General features: G+C 36.5%; 18 protein-coding genes and 1 pseudogene. 13 read left to right on the top strand and 6 right to left on the bottom strand.

Translation table 11 applies throughout. The features are described 5' to 3' along the window. Positions 1–60: 60 nt before the first annotated feature. Positions 61–1,650 carry an ATP-binding cassette domain-containing protein gene (locus tag BN52_RS03420; RefSeq protein ID WP_008472810.1) on the top strand — a complete coding sequence of 530 codons (1,590 nt, stop codon included), beginning with the start codon at positions 61–63 and terminating at the stop codon, positions 1,648–1,650. 40 nt (positions 1,651–1,690) lie between these two features. Here BN52_RS03420 and htpX read toward each other — a convergent pair whose 3' ends face one another. Further along, positions 1,691–2,581 carry a zinc metalloprotease HtpX gene (gene htpX / locus BN52_RS03415; RefSeq protein ID WP_008472809.1) on the bottom strand — a complete coding sequence of 297 codons (891 nt, stop codon included), beginning with the start codon at positions 2,579–2,581 and terminating at the stop codon, positions 1,691–1,693. Between the two features lie 16 nt (positions 2,582–2,597). Continuing rightward, complete coding sequence (locus BN52_RS03410) at positions 2,598–3,152, bottom strand: LemA family protein (protein ID WP_008472808.1); 555 nt, start codon at positions 3,150–3,152, stop codon at positions 2,598–2,600. A gap of 341 nt (positions 3,153–3,493) precedes the next feature. Between BN52_RS03410 and BN52_RS03405 the strand changes: the two genes are divergently transcribed. After that, complete coding sequence (locus BN52_RS03405) at positions 3,494–5,098, top strand: ABC transporter ATP-binding protein (RefSeq protein ID WP_008472807.1); 1,605 nt, start codon at positions 3,494–3,496, stop codon at positions 5,096–5,098. 122 nt (positions 5,099–5,220) lie between these two features. On the opposite strand, the gene BN52_RS03400 is transcribed toward BN52_RS03405, so the two are convergent. Beyond that, entirely contained in the window at positions 5,221–6,321 is a 1,101-nt protein-coding gene (locus BN52_RS03400) for an SLC13 family permease (RefSeq protein ID WP_008472806.1), read from the bottom strand. Positions 6,322–6,508: 187 nt separating this feature from the next. Here BN52_RS03400 and BN52_RS03395 point away from each other — a divergent pair, with 187 nt between their 5' ends. The 11 genes and pseudogenes from BN52_RS03395 (at position 6,509) to BN52_RS03360 (ending at position 14,162) form a co-directional block, all read left to right on the top strand. Then, on the top strand, positions 6,509–6,913 hold the full coding sequence (locus tag BN52_RS03395; protein WP_040473348.1) for an iron-sulfur cluster biosynthesis family protein: 405 nt from the start codon (positions 6,509–6,511) through the stop codon (positions 6,911–6,913). A 97-nt stretch (positions 6,914–7,010) separates the two neighbouring features. After that, on the top strand, positions 7,011–7,151 hold the full coding sequence (locus BN52_RS09770; protein WP_008472804.1) for a hypothetical protein: 141 nt from the start codon (positions 7,011–7,013) through the stop codon (positions 7,149–7,151). 182 nt (positions 7,152–7,333) lie between these two features. Beyond that, entirely contained in the window at positions 7,334–8,065 is a 732-nt protein-coding gene (locus BN52_RS03390; protein WP_008472803.1) for a hypothetical protein, read from the top strand. Between the two features lie 62 nt (positions 8,066–8,127). Continuing rightward, a pseudogene (locus tag BN52_RS10365) lies at positions 8,128–8,262 on the top strand (glycosyltransferase family 2 protein); the annotation flags it as partial. A 7-nt stretch (positions 8,263–8,269) separates the two neighbouring features. Then, positions 8,270–8,674 (top strand): glycosyl hydrolase family 8, encoded by a 405-nt coding sequence (locus tag BN52_RS10525; RefSeq protein ID WP_008472801.1) that lies wholly within the window; start codon positions 8,270–8,272, stop codon positions 8,672–8,674. Next, entirely contained in the window at positions 8,653–9,357 is a 705-nt protein-coding gene (locus BN52_RS10200; RefSeq protein WP_008472800.1) for a glycosyl hydrolase family 8, read from the top strand. Before BN52_RS10525 ends, BN52_RS10200 begins: the two co-directional genes overlap by 22 nt. 362 nt (positions 9,358–9,719) lie before the next feature. Further along, the gene (locus BN52_RS03380) at positions 9,720–11,054 is read left to right on the top strand and encodes a M20/M25/M40 family metallo-hydrolase (protein WP_008472799.1); all 1,335 of its coding nucleotides are present in this window, start codon (positions 9,720–9,722) and stop codon (positions 11,052–11,054) included. 12 nt (positions 11,055–11,066) lie between these two features. Next, positions 11,067–12,266 (top strand): MFS transporter, encoded by a 1,200-nt coding sequence (locus BN52_RS03375; protein ID WP_040473347.1) that lies wholly within the window; start codon positions 11,067–11,069, stop codon positions 12,264–12,266. A gap of 6 nt (positions 12,267–12,272) precedes the next feature. Next, positions 12,273–12,527, top strand: coding sequence for a DUF2087 domain-containing protein (locus BN52_RS03370; protein WP_008472796.1), 255 nt, complete (start codon positions 12,273–12,275; stop codon positions 12,525–12,527). Positions 12,528–12,607: 80 nt separating this feature from the next. Then, complete coding sequence (locus tag BN52_RS03365; protein ID WP_008472795.1) at positions 12,608–13,249, top strand: YfbR-like 5'-deoxynucleotidase; 642 nt, start codon at positions 12,608–12,610, stop codon at positions 13,247–13,249. Position 13,250: 1 nt separating this feature from the next. Next, positions 13,251–14,162: an HNH endonuclease gene (locus BN52_RS03360; protein ID WP_008472794.1), complete on the top strand. Its 912-nt coding sequence runs from the start codon at positions 13,251–13,253 to the stop codon at positions 14,160–14,162. A gap of 39 nt (positions 14,163–14,201) precedes the next feature. Here BN52_RS03360 and BN52_RS03355 read toward each other — a convergent pair whose 3' ends face one another. From BN52_RS03355 to BN52_RS03345, 3 genes are read right to left on the bottom strand one after another with little or no spacing between them, the layout of a single operon-like run. Next, complete coding sequence (locus BN52_RS03355) at positions 14,202–14,579, bottom strand: hypothetical protein (RefSeq protein WP_008472793.1); 378 nt, start codon at positions 14,577–14,579, stop codon at positions 14,202–14,204. A gap of 59 nt (positions 14,580–14,638) precedes the next feature. Continuing rightward, positions 14,639–14,827, bottom strand: a complete 189-nt coding sequence (locus BN52_RS03350) for a hypothetical protein (RefSeq protein WP_008472791.1) — start codon at positions 14,825–14,827, stop codon at positions 14,639–14,641. Positions 14,828–14,876: 49 nt separating this feature from the next. After that, on the bottom strand, positions 14,877–15,071 hold the full coding sequence (locus BN52_RS03345) for an SLAP domain-containing protein (RefSeq protein ID WP_008472789.1): 195 nt from the start codon (positions 15,069–15,071) through the stop codon (positions 14,877–14,879). Positions 15,072–15,164: the final 93 nt, after the last annotated feature.

Here is a 15,164-nt window from a genome sequence, read left to right as displayed (position 1 = left end):
TGATGATAATATCATTTTGAATATTTTTTCATTTTATAGGCGAAAAAGAGGAGAAAAATCATGACCTTAAAATTTGCACCCAAAAATAAAGTCTTTTTATATGTGATTTTCGCAATTATAAATGCCTTAGGAAACGTTACGGTTGCATATACTTCTAAAATCATGTTGGATTTAGCTCAGTATCGTAAAGGTAAACTGAATGATCTGATTTTAGTAGCTTGTGTAGGTGCGGGAACAATAATACTTATCATGTTGGCCAACTTTATCTATAGGTACATAAAAGTGGATCTCGTAAGGACAATTAATGTTGTACTTAAGGATAAAACTATGACCTATCTGGTAAATAAGCGCGATGTTTCTCAAAAAGAGGGTCTGAGCTTAATGACCAATGATTTGAAACAGATTGAGACGCTAAAGATAACTAATGAATTAATGATTATTTCAGAATTGGTTTCATTTGTTATCTCAATTGTGGTGGGCATTTTAAATTCATGGATTTTAACTTTGATCTTCTTAGCTACTACCTTAATTCCTGGTTTTGTCCAAAAATGGTTTGCCAAACCTATCCAAAAAAGATCAGGGCAATGGGAAAAAGCTAATGCAGAATATACCCAAAAAGTCAGTGATGCATTAAACGGTTCAAGAACTACTAATTTATACGATGCTCAAGTCCCTGTAATTAGCCAAGTAGTGGAAAGTGCTAAGAGAATGGAGCTGGCTTTAAGAAGATTAAACTATGCTCAGCAAGGAGCTTATGAAATAATCGTGGCTGTTGCAGATATTTTCAGTTTTATTATTCCCTTTTTGGTAGGATCGATCTTGATGTATCAAGGATGGTTTGGTGCAGGAACCTTGATAATGATTGTTCAGTTATCAAACGAGTTTGTTAACCCCATCGTTAATATCTTCGATCAAATTAATGCTATTAAATCGACTAAACCAATGTGGGATAAGATCGAACCTGCGCTGACCTATAACTTTGTAGCAAGTCATGAATTTAGTGACATACTAGAAGAATTAGAAATAACTGATGTCAGTTACACAGTCAATGGGCGACAACTATTTAACAATTTATCATTGAAAATTGAACCAGGTCAAAAAGTATTGCTGATGGCTCCGAGTGGTTGGGGAAAAACAACTTTTCTGCAATTACTGATGGGTCAACTAAAACCAAGCCACGGCCAAGTAATAATTAATCATAAGGACATGTCAGGAAATTATCAAGAAGCCCATAATTTCTTTGGGTACATTAATCAAAGACCATTCATTTTCGACAATAATTTGAAATTTAACCTAACTTTGGGCCGAGAGGTTCTAGACGCTGACCTTAGCGAAGCCATTAAATTAGCTGGTTTAAGCGAATTGGTGGCGGAAAAAGGGTTAGATTATGAGCTGGGTGAAGCAGGAAGCAATTTATCAGGTGGACAGATTCAAAGAATTGAAATTGCGAGAGCTTTATTATTTAAACGTCCAATTTTGTTAGCTGATGAAGCTACAAGTGCACTAGATCCCGCAATGTCTTTAGCAATTCATAAAACGTTGTTGAATAATAAGGACATAACGGTTCTTGAAGTAGCTCATAAAATTACTGATGATGAAACTAAGATGTTTGATCGGATTGTTCACCTTGACAAATTGGTCGCTGAATAAAAAGCTGAGTCTCTCAAAGGAGGCTCAGCTTTTTTAGATATCACATTTGTTCTAAGCGTTTAATTCGTTCAGCTGTAGGGGGATGCGTATCAAACAAACCGGCTGCTTTTTTCAACGGATTTGAGATATACATTCCTGCACTTGAGGGGTCAACATATTGCATTGGTTGACTGCCTTCAATTTTTTCAAGCGCTGAAATCAAACCATGTGGATTACGCGTTAATTCAACTGAGGAAGCATCAGCTAAGAATTCGCGGTTGCGCGAAAGTGCCATCTGTGCGAGGCTAGCTGCCAAGGGTCCAAGAATTAGCACGAAAATAATTGCGACGATTTTAAAAATTGCTTCAATTGGACTGCTGTCTCGATCATCATCACGATCTCGACGACCACCGCCCCACCAAATCATACGACTGGCAATTCCAGAGATAAAGGAAATTACGCCGACTAAAACTACTGCAATTGTTGAAAGCCGGATATCGTAGTTACGAATGTGAGAAATTTCATGCCCGAGTACGCCTTCTAGCTCTTCCTGGTTCATCATTGCTAGTAAACCTGAAGTTACGGCTACAGCACTGTGATCAGGGTCACTTCCTGTAGCAAAGGCATTGGGACTGGCATCATTGATAATAAATACCCTTGGCATAGGAACTTTACCTACCATCGCCATATCTTCAACGATATGCCAAAGTGTAGGATTATCTGCTTCATGAATCTCTTGGGCGTGATTTAAGCTCATAATCATGTTAGCCGGATTTTGCATAACGATGAATAAATAAATTAAGCTTCCGATAACTGCGATAATTACGCCACTTGTTGGCGAATCGCTAATTAAATAGCCTAAGCCAGCACCGACTAATGCCAAGATAATAACGAAAACTACCATAATAATGCTACTCTTGCGTTTATTATGGCTAATTTGTTGATACAACATAGATAATCACTAATTTCTAAAATTTAACTTTTGGCACTTCTTTTTCAGCTTCTGGAGTTTCCAAGTAGTTAACCTTTTGGAAGTGGTGAATCTTGGCCACAATGTTTGATGGGAAAGTTAACAACTTTTGGTCATATTGAGCAGCACTCGAGTTGTAAAGTTGACGAGAATAAGCAATCTTATTTTCAGTGTTAGTCAACTCTTCCTGTAAACTTAGGAAGTTTTGGTTAGCCTTTAAGTCAGGATAATTTTCTGATAAGGCAAAAATAGTTTTTAAGGAATCTGATAACTGGTTGGAAACTTTAAGAGCTTCTTCATGGTTGTCAGCAGGAATTTGCGTTAATTGATTCCGCAAGCTGATAACTTGAGCTAGGGTTTCCTTTTCGTGGGATGCATAACCTTTAACAGTTTCTACTAAATTAGGAATTAAATCATTACGTCTTTTTAATTGAACGTCGATTTGACTCCAGCTTTCTTCAGTATAGACTTTTGCCCGTTGCAAACTGTTGTAAGTTGCAATGTAAGCAAAAACCAGAAGAACGACAATTGCTAAAATAATCCAAAGTAACATAGAGACCTCCATAATTAATACTTAATACTTAAATTATAGCGTAGTTCAAAGTAGAGATGTAGTTTTTAGTTTTAAATCCTAAATTATCAAAAATTAAAATATGTAACTCCTGCTTTTCGGCGATATAACTTTAAGATTATAGCCATAATCATCAACAACTCCACTTAAAATAACGACTAAAAATATTAAAAAATAATTGACTAATATCTATAAAAAGAGCAATATTAAAACAATCAAGTTAAATTAAATCAATTTTATTTTATGTAATAGTTTTTTCATAAATTCAATATTATTTGCAGTCGCAATGAATGCAAGCTATTTTGATAATTTGGAGAAGAAAAATGAAACAATTGTTTAAATATGTGCGACAAGAACCTGGAAAAGTTGCTGTTGTAACATTTTTAACGGCTCTTGCGTCAGCTTTTAGAGTGGGACACTCACTGATTCAAGTAATGGTCTTGAATAGTTTGATTAAGTTGAGTGTTCATGATTTTGTTAAGTATGTTTTATTTGACGTCTTAGTTTTTGCGTTGCTATCAGTAGTGCTAGTTTTTCAAGAAATAGCTAAGGCTTGGACAATTCAACATCTATCGTTACATCTGAGGCAGGATCTGGCACGAAAAATTTCGCGACAATCGATTGTACAATTTCAGAGTCGAGATACTGGAGCCTATTCTTCATGGCTAACCAATGATGTTAACATGATCGAAGGCCAGGGCTTTGAATATTTATTAAGTTCCATCCAAGTAATTACTGATCCGTTATTTTCTTTAATTGCTTTGCTTAAATTTAGCTGGACTTACCTACCATTGATTGTAGTATTATCCTTCTTCACGGTCTATTTCCCACAATTAGTGCGTAAGAAGTTGGCCCAATCCAACCTATCAACAACTAAAGCTAATGAAAGTTTATTAAACACTATTAATGATGTTTTGCGTGGCTTCTCCAACTTAATGATTTTTGGTGCTGAACGTGAAATCGAACGTCGAATCACTATAGCCACCAGAAACTTAATTGCTAAAAAGATTACGCAAGCTAAATATACAACCATGGCTAATAATATCGCAGGCTTTAGCAACATTATTGGTCAAACCTCAATACAAGCATGGACAGGCTATCTTGCATTAACTCATGTCGTTACCGTAGGTGTAATTGCCTCTGCAGGTGGATTGGCATACAACGTTTTCAATTCACTAGCAGTTATCGCACCAATTTTGACTTCTTTGCGTTCGCTTGATCCCGTATTTGAAAAGTACGATATTGGTGAAAATGCGCAACTCCAATCTACCCGGAAAATTGCGAATGACCAAAGTTTGAATCTAACAGCTAAAAAACTAAAATTCTCCTATAAAGATAAGCCAGTCTTTAAACAGGCTTTGAATTTTACTATTAAAAATAATGAAAAAGTTGCCATTCATGGACAATCAGGTAGTGGAAAGAGTACGGTTTTACGGATTCTTTCTGGACAATTGCCTAATTATCAAGGAAGCGTTGAACTTAATCAAGTCGAATTAAAAGATGCAAATTATGATTCTTTGCGTGATTTGATTGCTTACATTGACCAAACGCCATATCTGTTTGCTAAGTCAATTCGATACAATTTGACTTTAGGTCAAGACTTTGATGATGAACAGTTGAAGAAAGCATTGAAAGAAGCTGATTTGTTAGACTACGTCAATAGCTTGCCAGAAGGATTAGATACAGAGATTCAAGAAGGTGGAACTTCGATGTCCGGAGGGCAAAAGCAAAGACTTGCATTAGCTCGTGGTTTGTTGCGGAAAAAGAAGTTATTCCTGTTAGATGAATCGACCAGTAATCTAGATCATGAAAGTGCACTGGCAGTAGAAAATAATTTCTTAAAGCAAAAAGACATTGCGGTAGTCTTTGTTAGCCACCAATTGCATGAAGAAAACTTAGCTGACTTTGATCAAGTGATTGAGGTTTAACATGAAAGTTAAATGATCCTACGAAAGTAGGATTTTTTATTTGCCAGAAAGAAATACAATAGTAAGCAATCAAAAAGCTAATCCACGCAGTGTGAATTAGCCGATAATCATGTTTAATTATCTTAGATTAATAATAGTAGCCAGCCAACAATTGTTAAGATCAATAATCCTAAGAATTGCATCGCAGTCCATTCTTTGAAGAACTTAGATTTATCAACGCTAGCGTGTTGATTAAAGGTCTTAAGTACCAACATATTGGCCATTGAACCAACAGCTGAGCCAAAACCGCCAATATTTGAGCCAAGGAATAAAGCTTCAGCGTAATTGGTGAATTTACCAACTAAAATCGTTGATGGAACATTGCTCATAACCTGACTTGAAATAATTGAAGTCAAGTAAGTTGAAAGCTCTGAGTGTACCATCATATGAATGCCGCCAACTATCGCAGGAATCTGTTGGATATCGCTAATAAAGATGAAGAATCCAGTAAAGGTCAACAGTAAAGCATAGTCGATTCTCAGCATGATTCTCGGATTGATTAAGAGTGCTAACGCAATTGCAGCAATCATCGGATAGATGATTGGCACTACACGGAAAACGCCGAAAAAGAAGAAAATAAAAATCAGCGTTGTTAACAAGGTTGGTCGCCAACTGATACGAATGCTTTCAGTCTTTTGAACGGGGATGTCTTTTTTGGGAATGAATACAAAGACGATCGCCATGATGATCAATGAAACCAAGAGATATGGAATTGACCATTTGAAGAATTCGACAGCATTGACGTTATATCGACTGACCAAAAAGATGTTGTGGGGATTTCCCCATGGCGTAAATGCTGCCCCAATATTAGCTCCCATACCGATTAAGGTAACTGGTAAAATTTGCGGTAAACGATACTTTTTAGCAATATTCAAGTAGAGTGGAATTAAGGTCAAGACGGTAATGTCATTTCCTAAAAACATACCTGATATTATGGATAAAAGGGTAAACAAGATATTTAATTTCCGAGTATTGTCCGCAATGCTAGTTAACTTGTAAGCTAAAACATCCAACACGTGCAGATAAGCATAGATTTGGATGAGCGTTAACATAGCAGCTACCGAGAATAACGTATGGAAATTGATATCTGCTAACCTAGGCCTCGCAAAAAAGAGACTAATAATGGTAATAAAGATAGTTATTTGTAAGATTTTATCTTTCACAATATTTTTAAAGACGGTCATAAAAGGTCCCCCTTACATCTATAATCGTCTGAAAACCCTATGTACCATTGTGAGCCTTTTTACCAATGATAGCAATAATTAATTTTAGGTTTAGTGGGAATTTTTCGGATTTTCCTGAGCTGATTCTTTTAAAAAGTAAGAAAAAATTGTTATACTTATAGCAAAATATAGTTCACGATATGGAAGGATGATTGCAATGACAGTTACAATGAAAATTAAACCTGAAGCAGCCGAAATTCTTGAAAAACATGTTAAGAGTGACGATCAATTAGTTTTGTTGGCTTTAAACGACGGCTCAACTAAGTACTCTAAGATGGGTGGTACTTGTACCATTGGTGCTAACTTCCAATTTGTCTTTGTAAAGCAAGCAGATCCTGATTATACAATCAAAATTGAAAACAATCTTGACTTAAACCTTTACACTGCTGAACCAGAAATGGGCTTTTTGGAAGATAACTTGGTTGTGAATGCTCGTAATTCAACGATGAGTTTGTCAGATGATAGTGGAATCATCGATGGCGCAGTTACAGTCAGTGATTATGAACCTGAAGAAGTTACTGAAAAGGATCTGCTTGAAGGCAAGACCTGCTAATAATTTCCCAGGGAATTTTTGGTCTAACCTTGCTATATAGTGCTATTCATGCTAAACTAAACTAGATTTTCGAAAATCTGAAAGGAAGTATAGTACTATGCGTAAAGGTGAAAACTACAACACTGGTTGTGAACCAAACCAAAGACCTAAGAACAAGAGAAACGCAAAGAAGCGTGTTGCTCACGTAGCAGCAGTTGTTGCTTTCTTGAACAAGGCTGCAGCAGACGAAAACAAGTAGTTGCTGTATAAGATAAAGAATAAAAAGCAGTTTAGTGCAGAAGATGCATTAAACTGCTTTTTTGTTAGCAAATCGAGATAAATTGTAACTTTATAAAATCGCAATAATTTTTAATAAAAAATCTAGCCATGGATATTTAAAAGTGTATAATTTACTAGCAAAATTTTTATTGGGGTGAAATCGTGAAACTAAAAGACAATCAAGCAGTTAGCTTGGGATTCTTTGCAGCGATCGCTTTTCCGATGCTGATAATTTGGTTTGCCCAAAATTATACCAAGGATGTTCAGACGGGAGCAATCGCAATTTTATTGTTGGCAGTAATTGCGGGTTTAACTTTAACTGACATTTTGTTGAGTTGGCTGCTATTGGTATTGATGACAATTGCCGCAGCCGTTCTGTTGCTGGGGTACGTAGTCATTGCTCGGGCTGCGAAGCTGATTTTATTAGTTTCATTTCCAATTGAGGCGGTGCTAGTTTTTTATCTGCAACAATATATTATTAATTGGCATTCAATAGGAAATAATAAGGATTCAATCAATCGCTATGTTAACCGTTTTGATAGTAATGTTAAGCTATTAACAACCTATACTGCAAGAAAGGTTTATAACAAGATTGCTCAAAATATTAAGTCACGTCCGGATTTGGATCTTTGGGTACATGCGAGTTTAATCCAATGGACCAATCACGAGCAATATGCTCAAGGCAATCGCTATGAGCATGATCAAATTTTGCGTCAATTAGCTAAAATATTGAAACAAACCAGACTGTCAGCTGAAGGAATCTACTATTTAGGCAATGCTGAGTTCTTAATTCTATCCCCTGAGATTCAGGATAAGACAATCTCTGAGATCGATGCGGAAACCGATGCAGAATTAAACAAACTTAAGCGGGAAATTCCCGGTGGGATAAAATAGGCTAAAGTACGCGTTGATCAAAGCAATATTGCAAAATTATCTGACGATAAAGAATTAGAGAAGCACTGGCATCGTATTTTACGTATTCGCAATTGTTTATCGTAGTATCAGTACATGCCGTTACCTCAGTAATGCTAGATCGCATCTTTAAGCATGATAGTACTAAGTGGGTTAAAACTAAACGATTTGCAAATTAGGTGAGAAATGAGACAAAGGATTAATTGGTATATTTTTATTGGGATAATAATTGCTTTCACGGCGGTTTTATGGCTGGTTAGAATTGACAATGAAGAAAAAATTCGCGAAACTCTGGTCACTGATTGGCATAAATACTACGTTATGCGCGAACATAATTTAGCCTATGTGAATGCCACACCTAAGAAAAAGTATCAAAAGGTGCTTTCTGAGGGCCAAGGATATGGGATGGAAATTGCAGCTATGAATCCGAATGGAGATAAAGCTACGTTTGATCGCTTATATCGGTATTATCTTGATAATCGAGAAATGGGATCAGAATTAATGTCTTGGCGGCAAATTAAGCGTGATGGCAGTGGCATTATGACAATAATAGCGCTACTGATGGGGATGTGTTTATCGCCTATAGCTTGATTTTGGCAGCTCGGCGTTGGCATGATGAAACTTATCGCCATCAAGCAGTGAAACTGATCAACGACATTATGGCTAAGAAAGTCAACAATGAAACTAATTGTTTAACTGTTGGAAACTGGGCTGATCAAGATTCTAAGTATTATTATTTGCTTCGAACATCTGATTGTTTACCTAAAGAACTGACTGCATTTTATCAGGTAACCAAAGATGAACGCTGGTTGTTGATTAGAAAAACGATGTTGAAACGAATGCGTCAATTAAGCAATCAGAGTAAGAGTGGACTAATACCTGATTTTGCTTGGGTAAGCAGTACTGGAGTTAAAGCAGTCAAGGGTAAAGCCGTTAATAGCAAATATGATGGCGATTATGCTGCCAATGCTTGTAGAATTCCAATGAACTTAGCTGGTGTTAAGGACCGAGATGCGAAATACATTAGTCGCCGTTTGTTAAAATTCTTTAGTAAACAAAACACGGTGACAGCCGGATACACTATGGCAGGTAAAGCACTTAATGATTATCAATCTCGAGCTTTTAGTGCACCGATTTTTTTAGCTGCATCGGATTATCGCAATCAAGTTTTTGATAGTTTGTTTAGTTCTCAGAAATATGTTTTATTGCAAAAACTGACAGGAATTAATTATTACGATGCAGTTTTAGTAACATTGACAGCTTTGGAAAAGTAGCATTGGCTTTTAATAAATCACTTGACTAGTTCTAAATAATAAATTAAGATATAAGAAAATAAATGAATAAAAGCTGAGAAGATGAGTAAGCTGATTATCTTTTTAAAGAGAGCTGTATCAGGTGAAAGGCAGTAATTGCATAGTTAGCCGAACATGGTCTTCATATTTGGCATAAGTTGTAAGCGTCGTGTTAGCAACTTACGATTGACTTTCGATATTAAGTCAGGATTTTCAGTAGAAAAGCCAGTGAGGATTCTAGTCGTGAGGTTAGAATTAAATACAGGGTGGTAACACGCAAAGGCGTCCCTTCAGAGTAACTAACTTTGAAGTGGCGTCTTTTTGTTTAACAGCGAGGTAGAACAATGACTAGTTTGACAGAATTTGCAAAAGAACATTTTAAGGATTACAACGAATTTTTTGAATTAAAAACAATTGCGGCTCAACATCTCAATCAACAAAAAACAGCCGATTGGTTGCTTGCTAAATTTAAGCAGTTAAAGGCTGATGTAGTTGAAGAATGGAACGATCATGGTGGACCAAGCAACGTTTTTGCAGAATTCAAAGCTGACAGCGATAAAACGGTTCTTTTTTATAATCATTACGATACCCAGCCTGAAGGGGATATAGCTGATTGGGATAGTGATCCTTATCGGGTTACGGTGAAAGATGGTAAGCTCATTGTAAGAGGGGCTTTAGATGACAAGGGTGAATTAGTTACCAGACTAATTTTGATTGATTATTTGAAGCAGACTAATCAATTGCCAGTCAATGTAAAATTCTTCGTTGAAGGTGAAGAAGAGATTGGATCAAGCCATATTGTTGAATATACCAACGCATATCGTGATCGCCTAAAAGCAGATCTTTGCATTTGGGAAGGTGGCGCCAAGAATTCTAAGGGACAGCTAGTTGTTAGTGGTGGCTTAAAGGGCGTTTCTTGTATTGAAGTTAGCGTTGAAACTGCCAATACTGACTTACATTCATCTCAAGCAAGCTATGCTGAAAGTGCGCCATGGCGTCTAGTGCAAGGACTAGCTACCTTGCGTGAAGTTGGAACCAATCGAATTTTGATTGACGGAATTTACGATGATGTTGATCCAATTAGCGATGAAGAGCGAGAGTATGTAGAAAACTATGAGTTTGATTCAGCTAAAATTACGCAGGATTCGGCATTAACCCGACCTTTACTAACTGATGATCCCAAACTTGCTTTGGTTAATGAACCTACAATTACTATTAATGGCTTGACGAGTGGCTATCAAAAAGAAGGCGTTAAAACGGTTTTACCACGCTCTGCAAAAGCAAAAATCGATTTCCGCTTATCACCAAATCAAGATCCAGAAAGAGTAGCAGAATTAACGCAAAAACAATTGATTAAAAATGGCTTTTCAGATCTAAAGGTTAAATATCTTGTTGGTCAGCCGGGTTATCGTGCGGACATTACTGATCCTGTAATTCAGTTAGTACTTCAGCAAGCAAAAGAAGTTTATGGTGAGACAGGCGTGCAGTATGTGCTAAACGACTTTGTGGCCGGACCAGCTTATGCTTTTGGCAACAATCTTGGCTTACCATTGATTAATTATGGTATTGGAAATTCAAGTTCTAATATGCATGGTGCGAATGAAAATGTTCGTTTTAGTGACATTGAGCAAATTCTTACTCTGCATGAAAAAGTTTTACATGAGGTTAAACAATTATAAATATCAAAGACGATGAAAAAATATAAGTACATTTACTATTACATAAGCATACTTTACACAGTAGGCGTATCCTTATGGAGCGGGACAATCTATCTTTTTATGCGCCATGTTGGGTACAATTATAGTCAAATAAATTTATTTCTCAGTATTTTCTGGATCGTGACCTTTTTCGCAGAAATCCCATCTGGCTATATTGCAGATAGATTCGGTTATTTAAAGACTATTATCGTTAGCGCTATAATTCGGGCGATTGGACTCTTGATATTGGCATTTAGCCCATTTAATCTAGCATATATGGTTTTAAGTGGAATCCTGACTGCGATAGGAGATTCACTCCAATCCGGAACCATGGATTCATGGATTGCAAATAAATCATCAATTCATCATGCCAAGAATGAGCTTGGCTCGATCTATTCAGGTTATAGGATAATTGCGACCCCAATAACCATGTTAGCGACATTTGTTGGGGCAAATATTTTAGGAAATATTAATTTGCAGCTTCCCTTGATTGCTGGTGCCTTTTTCTTGATCATCACCAGCTTCACTATTCTTCCTTTGCTTAGATATGATAGTCAAAACTTACAAAGCAATGTAAAAATCTGGTCCGGGATGAATTTAGTTAGTGACGTCAAAGAAGCTGTTAAACACGAAAGAAAGACTTTAGGTCTGATCTTGCTATTGTTGCCGATCGCTATTATTTCATCTGGGCCTTTGGATCAATGGCAAATTTATTTTCAACATGGAAAATACGTTAATTCAGGCACGATATCTGTTTTCATGACTTTATCAGGGATGCTGGCTATAACTATCTACAATCGATTTGTTTCAAAGAAACAACTAAAAGATAACAATCAACTAAAATTAATTGTTATAAGCTCTGTCATGATGACCTTCACTATTTGGGCGGTTGTGATGACAAAATCAAATTATTATGCTTCCCTTGCTATATTTATGATACATACTATGTTTGGTAGCGTAGAAAATTTGATCGCTGGAGTCGTATTACAGACAGCTATTGAAACAGAAAATCGCAGAGCCACCATTATATCTGTGTCTAATGCGCTAGATGCAGGAATTGAAGTAGTTGCGCTAGCTGCTAATGGATATTTGTCTGATCGTTATGGAATTGGTCCGGCTTGGATTAGCCTTGCTATTTGTGGATTAGTGATTTTCTTGATAGGTTACTTGGTAAGTCGTAAAAGATTGGTGTGATAAATAATGGCATTAGAAAGATTTTTAAAGGACGGAAAATTGATAACCATTCCGCGTAAACAAAAGGCGAAAGAAGCATTGTTCGATGCTTTAAGCGAAAAGTTTGAATTTGACCGCGACTATAGCGAAAAAGAAGTCAATGCAATTCTGGCTGAAGTATATGATGATTATGCAATTCTGCGTCGCTATCTAGTTGACACTAAGCGTTTAGCCCGTGATGACTATGGTCATCATTATTGTAGAATAAAACTTGAAAAGTAAATTGTAGATAATCTTTCTTGCATCTGGTTTATAATTTTGGTAACATAGTAAAAATTTTAGCTAGATGGAGGGACTTTTTTATGGGATTAAATGCATATATTCAAGGTTTCAATAGTTTAGAGTCAATCGATCGAGCACCAGGCTACTTTAAGTATCATCATCATTCAGTAGCCGATCATTGTTTTAGAACGGCTGAATTAGCTCAAATGATGGGTGACATCGAAGAAGTTAAGGGTGGTCAAAAGGTCGATTGGAAAGCTTTATACGAAAAGAGCCTTAATCACGATTATACTGAACGTTTCATCGGCGATATCAAGACGCCTGTTAAATATGCAACGCCAGAATTGCGTAAGATGATCGGCGATGTTGAAGAAACGATGACTAATAAATTTATCAAAGACGAAATTCCTGCCGAATTCCAAGAGATCTACACCAAACGCTTATCTGAAGGGAAAGATGATACTCTAGAAGGTAAGATTTTATCAATTTGCGATAAACTTGATCTTTTATATGAAGCTTATGGCGAAATTGAACTAGGTAATCCAAATCCAGTCTACATGCAGATGTTCAAGGAAAGTTTGGAAACTATCAAAAAATTCGACGATCTTGTATGTGTGCAATACTTTATTAAGCATATCCTACCAGATTTATTTAAAGGCGATTTTGCCGGCAAAGACAAAATGCAACGAATTGCTTTTAGTATCTTGTTAATGGGTGAGTAGGGTGAAATTTCAATGTAGTTCTTGTGGCTTGCGCATGGCATCGTTGCACTTTAAGCAAGCAGGGTTAATGAATCCCAAATTAACTAGTATTTGCGATATTTGTATTCAGCGAGGGCGTAATCCTGAGGAATATGCTAATGATGCAGTCGCAACTTTTGCTAAAGCGTTGCTCTATGCTTTTATAGGAAAAGAAGATAAACAAGAAGTTGAGTGGATTGTTAAAACTAGACAATTGCAAAAGCGCTATGAAGGTTTTATTCAAGATTATGACAATAATCGTGTGGCTTTACAGCAACTAGCAAGAGTTGATTTCAATCAAGCAGTTATCGCAAGCCAAGATGGTGAGGGTTTTGTTCCTGATCCAGGACGCGAGTTTGCTTATAATCTAGAGCAAATGGGTTTGAAGGTCGATTTTCAATTGAATGAAGTTGATTATATTGATCGTGAACGCATTAGAGCTAAGTACCATTATCGTTGCCAATATTGTGGTCGAAGCGGTAGGAGCGTCGATCATAAAGATCCAGTCTCGCTATCGCACAACAATGATTTTTCTAACTTAATTCTTTCTTGCTCAGAATGCAATCGGATTAAGTCGGATATGCCATATGATTTATTTGTCAGCTTGAATGAACAGATTAAAGGTATCAATCAAAAACTAGTTAAGTATGAAAATAGCCTCGGAACTTTGAAAGAAGAGTTTCAATATCGTCGTAGCTATTTAGCTGCACAGGTCCATTTGAAGGGAGTAATCGCAGATCCAGAATTGAATGCGATTCGTCAAGAAAATAAAAAATTGCAAGATGCCATTGACACCTTGCAAAGTGATTATGATGAGTTGCGCCATGTTAGAGAGACATACTTTTCGACTCAGTGGCGACTACATGAATTAGAACAAAATCCTGATATTGTTTAGAAGTTAACGTTTGATTTCTTTGATGAAGTCAGGCGTTTTTTAATTGGCTTGATTCCAGGCATCGATCCATTCTGGGCTAGTGCCATCGGCGTTGATCAATGTAAAACCGATACCATTTAAATCACCATGAATATCATCATAATAGAATCTAGCTGAAATAGCTCCATAAGCATAGCGTTCTTTCATTCCAGTGAGTAGAGGAAACTCAATACTGTCGCTGTTTTCTTTAAACATATTGAATAAACGATCAGCTTTAGCTTCGGGAGTTTTAGGAACAGACCAAGTACCGTAATAAACGCCATATTTTGAGTCATTGCCAATTGCATCAGTATAGCTGAAACTATGTGCCATATTTAAACCCAAACGTGTTAATTCAGGAAGGAAACTACCAATATGTTGGTAATTTTGGCTTACCATATTTCCCAAAGACTTAAATTCTGGTGTTCCAGGTAAAGCAACTTGGTTGGCTAGATGAGTTAATTCCGCATTTGTTTTGTATTTAGGATATCCCTGCTGGCATACTTTTTAGCATAGTATTCATCCCTGGCAGTAATAGTCGGTGCCGTTTTAGTAGAAGATTTAGTTAAATTTTGACGTTCTGAGTTAGGAATATCTTTATTTTTTGTAGGCTTTTCAGAATGCTTAGTTTTATCATTAGCAGTCAAGCCATATTTGCCATCAGCTGTTAAACGTGTCTTTGCCTTCTTCTTAAAGTTAGTAGCCTTTAAGCAGCTTGCCTAACCGAGTAATTTTCTTCCCTTTGGCATCATAGATATAAGCATTGCTGGTCAAAGTTTTAGACGTGCCAGCAAAAGTAGTAGTTGTTTGACTTAAGCCAAATGCTAATAAAGCTGAACTGGCTATTAATAAGGTGATTTTTTCATAATGTTTCTCCCAATAAACATGCAATCTTTATGGTGATTTACCTAAGTAAATTTTACCGTTATGTGATTATCAGGCGCAAATAAAGCGATAAGTATCCAAGATTGAGATACTTATCGC

Origin of the sequence: Lactobacillus gigeriorum DSM 23908 = CRBIP 24.85, from assembly GCF_000296855.1 — a bacterium.
Classification (GTDB): domain Bacteria; phylum Bacillota; class Bacilli; order Lactobacillales; family Lactobacillaceae; genus Lactobacillus; species Lactobacillus gigeriorum.
The sequence above is the reverse complement of the archived record's forward strand: the minus strand, read 5'-3'. Positions and strand labels throughout refer to the sequence as shown.

Excerpts from the sequence above, each read along its gene's own strand:
- BN52_RS03420 (WP_008472810.1), top strand. The coding sequence starts at position 61 with ATGACCTTAAAATTTGCACCCAAAAATAAAGTCTTTTTATATGTGATT.
- htpX (WP_008472809.1), bottom strand. The coding sequence starts at position 2,581 with ATGTTGTATCAACAAATTAGCCATAATAAACGCAAGAGTAGCATTATT.
- BN52_RS03410 (WP_008472808.1), bottom strand. The coding sequence starts at position 3,152 with ATGTTACTTTGGATTATTTTAGCAATTGTCGTTCTTCTGGTTTTTGCT.
- BN52_RS03405 (WP_008472807.1), top strand. The coding sequence starts at position 3,494 with ATGAAACAATTGTTTAAATATGTGCGACAAGAACCTGGAAAAGTTGCT.
- BN52_RS03400 (WP_008472806.1), bottom strand. The coding sequence starts at position 6,321 with ATGACCGTCTTTAAAAATATTGTGAAAGATAAAATCTTACAAATAACT.
- BN52_RS03395 (WP_040473348.1), top strand. The coding sequence starts at position 6,509 with ATGATTGCAATGACAGTTACAATGAAAATTAAACCTGAAGCAGCCGAA.
- BN52_RS09770 (WP_008472804.1), top strand. The coding sequence starts at position 7,011 with ATGCGTAAAGGTGAAAACTACAACACTGGTTGTGAACCAAACCAAAGA.
- BN52_RS10525 (WP_008472801.1), top strand. The coding sequence starts at position 8,270 with ATGAGACAAAGGATTAATTGGTATATTTTTATTGGGATAATAATTGCT.
- BN52_RS03380 (WP_008472799.1), top strand. The coding sequence starts at position 9,720 with ATGACTAGTTTGACAGAATTTGCAAAAGAACATTTTAAGGATTACAAC.
- BN52_RS03375 (WP_040473347.1), top strand. The coding sequence starts at position 11,067 with ATGAAAAAATATAAGTACATTTACTATTACATAAGCATACTTTACACA.
- BN52_RS03370 (WP_008472796.1), top strand. The coding sequence starts at position 12,273 with ATGGCATTAGAAAGATTTTTAAAGGACGGAAAATTGATAACCATTCCG.
- BN52_RS03365 (WP_008472795.1), top strand. The coding sequence starts at position 12,608 with ATGGGATTAAATGCATATATTCAAGGTTTCAATAGTTTAGAGTCAATC.
- BN52_RS03355 (WP_008472793.1), bottom strand. The coding sequence starts at position 14,579 with ATGGTAAGCCAAAATTACCAACATATTGGTAGTTTCCTTCCTGAATTA.